Here is a 3,706-nt window from a genome sequence, read left to right as displayed (position 1 = left end):
TGATTATTTCATATGAATCTGCTTTCCTCGTAATCCTCGTGCTTCTGGTAAGGATCTCCACGTTACTGCGTTATGGTGTTGACCAAGAACGAAGAACAGATCCTAGCTCTGGAGCGAAGAATAAATCTCCTCTTACTAAACCCGATCTTCATAACCCGGTTTTGATAACCCGCTCCTAGCAACCCGATCTTCATAACCCGGTTCTGATAACCCGCTCCTAGCAACCCGATCTTCATAACCCGGTTCTGATAACCCGCTCCTAGCAACCCGATCTTTGGTTAGTTGAGGCAATCAAATATACTCTTTTCTAGAAACTTCATATAAACGAAAGGAATACGTAGTATCGATGGTTTAGTATTTTACCGACCGGTAAGTAAAAATCTATTGGGGGTGTTATTCATGGGTATTGTAGAAAGCATGAAGGCTTCCATGCTGAGACAGGCAGGGAAGTACGTGGGTTCACTTGTCAGGAATTCTTCTACTGAAAATATTGGAAGGCTATTTGGGACGGTGGCTGCTCTGACGAAGGAACCGACGAAGAGTGGATTGAAGAAACTCACTCAGATGGCCAAGGAAGAGCATCCAATGATCGTTTCCTGGCAGAATGTTTTTAAGAGATCCAGTCCAAAGTCAGTTGAAAAGGCTATGACAAATCTCGTTGTAAACGAGTTCGCCCTTGGTGAAAAGATTCGCCAGGAGAAGATGCTCGAGCACGAAGTTGTTATTCCCAAGCTCGTAGTCATCAGTCCAACTTACGCCTGTAATCTGAACTGCGTCGGTTGCTATGCCGGTCTCTACGGCAGAAAGTACCAGCTCTCAAAGGAAGAGGTCAGTTCAATAATTCGACAGGCGAATGAACTGGGGATCTACTTCTTTATCATTACCGGCGGTGAGCCTTTCGTATGGCCGCATCTTCTTGAGATTTTCGAAGAGTTCAACGATTCGTACTTCCAGGTCTACACAAATGGAACGCTTATCACCAAGGAAGTTGCGAAGAAACTTGGAGAACTTGGAAATGCGACCTTTGCCGTATCAGTGGAAGGTTTCGAAGGTGAGACTGACTGGAGAAGAGGACGCGGTGTTTTCCAGAAGATCAAGCAGGCGTGGGAAAATCTGAGAGAAGCCGGAGTCATCTACGGTACTTCGGTTACCGCAACAAGACTCAATCACGAAGTAATGATGAAGGACGAGTTCTGGCAGTTCTTGAAGGACGAAGGCGTTGCTTATGCTTGGGTCTTCCAGTTCATGCCGGTAGGTATGAATCCTTCGATGGATCTCGTGCCGACACCTGAACAGAGGTACGAGCGTTTCTTCAAGACTGAGCAAGAGAGACTTGGCGGAGACTTTGCATTCGTTGCGGATTTCTGGAACCACGGATTCCTTACGAATGGCTGTCTGGCCGCCGGCGCGAAGTATCTTCACGTAAATGCAAAGGGCTACGTTGAACCGTGTGTCTTCCAGCAGTTCGCGGTTGACAGTATAAGAGAGAAGAGTCTTCTGGAGATTTTGAAGTCTCCATTCTTCACTGCATACAAGAGAATGGTGCCTTACAGCAATAATCTCTTCAGACCCTGTCCGATTATTGACAATCCGAAGGTCCTCAGAGCCATGGTGAACAAGTTCAATGCGATCCCACAGCATGATGGCAGCGAAAACGTTGTCACCGAGCTTGCCGGACAGCTCGATGAACTTGCTGCGGGTTGGAAGGAATACGCCGACAAACTCTACTATGAGGAAGGCTTTGCCGAGACCCATCCGGCCCACAGAGGGGTATACGATTTCGATGTTAGAATGAGAAAGTACGCTAACAACGAAGAAAAGCTTGCTATAGACAAAAAACCTTGAGGGGACGGTGGATCCGGTGCGAGCAAAATTGTCTTCTAGAGAGAGGATTATAAAAGCCGCCCGGAAGGCCTTTGCGGAAAGAGGTCACGACGGCGTAAGCATGTCTGAGATTGCCCAGATCGCTGGGGTGAAAAAGGCCTTGATATATTATTACTTCCCCAGCAAAGAGGATTTATTTTATGAAGTCTGGCAATATTCGATAGACGAACTTGAAGATCATGTCTTTTCGGAAACAAGAGATGAGAATGTTTATGTGTCGAAACTCAAGAGGATTCTCAGGTCGTACATTGATTTCATAACCAATAAGAACGAGATCAAGAAAATCATGGATCAAGAGAGGGCTAACCTTAGCAGGGAGGACAATGAGTCCTGGAAGAGGGTAAGAGACAGATACCAGCTTCTGAAGGAGAAGCTGTCCTCAGCCATAGATGAAGCAAAGATTGCTCAGGAGATTTCGAAAGACGTGGATCCCGACAGCGCAGCAGACCTCATATTGAATGGTTTCAGCATAACGGAAGACCCGAACGGGCTGGAAAGCATAAGAGAGATAATCTGGAGAGGCTTGGTGAGCAACTCCGGTGAATGAACCGTTAACTGATGAGAGGGACTAGATCCCTCTCATTTTTTTGCTCCTCTTCTCTTGAAGTCAAGGACTTCTCGAAATCTCGAGTATCTTTCCTCGAACCTTCCGCCTGAGATTTGAAGAAATTTCATATAGAGTACATCTACAATCATCAGCTGGACGATTCTAGTGACTAGGCCGCCTTCTGGAAAGACTAGTTTCGAGTAATAGCTTTCCAGGTTGATGCTCGAATAATCGCTTAGCTTCGATCCGGCCGGAGTTATTGTAACCACGGAGGCCCCGGTCTTCTTTGAGAATCTCAAGGCATCAATGAGGTCAACGGAACTTCCTGTGCTTGAAATGGCGACTACTACAGAATTACTTTCCAGACTGTAAGCAGAGATCATCTGCTCGTAGCCATTTTGGATGAGCTGTACTCTCTTCCCACATTGAAGCATCTTTAGATAGAGGTCGTGCCCGGCGACAGCGTCAAAGCCAAAGGCGTAGATGTCGACTATCTGAGATAAAGAAAGAACTCTCGCCGCCTCCTCTATCAATTCCTCGCTAAGTCGACAGTAGGCTTCCTTAATTGTCGTTGATACGAGCTCATCATATGCCTTCAGGTCTTCGATCAATATGGATGACTTTTCCCTCTGGACGAGTATGTTAAGCTCACTTGCGATGGCCAACTTCAGTTGCGTATAGCCGGTGAATCCCAGCTTCTTCGCGGCCTTGACAATCATCGACGGGGATATCTCAAGCCGTGTTGCCAGATCGTGAATTGAGAGCTCCAGAGATTGCTCCGGATTATTCATTACAAAGCTCACAATCTTTTCTTCAGTCTCGGTTAGGAGATGAAGTGCTTCGTTGTATGACTGAAGAAGGCTACTCATTTTCAGCAGGACCGCCCTGCTCCTTTAGTCTCTCAAACCAGATAAGGACCTCGCTTCGAATCTCTTCCGGAACATTAGAAAGAAAGTTTGGATCATCGTATGTATAGTCTATCATTCCGTCGGAAATACCGACCCTCTTTGAACTGCCAAACGGCAGCTTTCCTTCGCTAGCCTGGGTTATTGTCTCTTTCACGAGGAGATCCATGTGCTTCAGAAAGCTCGCCAGTATAACAGCAGGATTCATCGATATGAGATTCGAGTCGACGGTGATCACATACTTACCTCTGACCGATGCCTCTTCAATCACTCCAACGCCGCTTCCTCCTGCAATTGAAAGGATTACGTCCGCACCTGCATCAAACTGCTTTGCAGCCAGCTCTCTTCCTCTCGAAGGATCGGACCAGCT

At 46.8% G+C, this 3,706-nt stretch carries 4 protein-coding genes; 2 read left to right on the top strand and 2 right to left on the bottom strand.

The genetic code is table 11. The features are described 5' to 3' along the window. The first annotated feature begins 399 nt into the window (after nt 1–399). Nucleotides 400–1,845: a radical SAM protein gene (locus tag ENN47_01190; protein ID HDP76806.1), complete on the top strand. Its 1,446-nt coding sequence runs from the start codon at nt 400–402 to the stop codon at nt 1,843–1,845. A 16-nt stretch (nt 1,846–1,861) separates the two neighbouring features. After that, nucleotides 1,862–2,431: a TetR/AcrR family transcriptional regulator gene (locus ENN47_01185; protein ID HDP76805.1), complete on the top strand. Its 570-nt coding sequence runs from the start codon at nt 1,862–1,864 to the stop codon at nt 2,429–2,431. A 32-nt stretch (nt 2,432–2,463) separates the two neighbouring features. On the opposite strand, the gene ENN47_01180 is transcribed toward ENN47_01185, so the two are convergent. Both ENN47_01180 and ENN47_01175 read right to left on the bottom strand, forming a co-directional pair. Continuing rightward, a complete protein-coding gene (locus ENN47_01180) occupies nt 2,464–3,300 on the bottom strand; it encodes a MurR/RpiR family transcriptional regulator (GenBank protein ID HDP76804.1) in 837 nt (278 codons plus the stop codon). Then, on the bottom strand, nt 3,293–3,706 hold a 414-nt coding region (locus tag ENN47_01175), incomplete at its 5' end, for a BMP family ABC transporter substrate-binding protein (GenBank protein HDP76803.1). The genes ENN47_01175 and ENN47_01180, both read right to left, overlap by 8 nt.

This window comes from Mesotoga infera (genome assembly GCA_011045915.1).
Classification (GTDB): Bacteria; Thermotogota; Thermotogae; order Petrotogales; family Kosmotogaceae; genus Mesotoga; species Mesotoga infera_D.
This window is presented reverse-complemented; position numbering and strand designations above follow the sequence as displayed.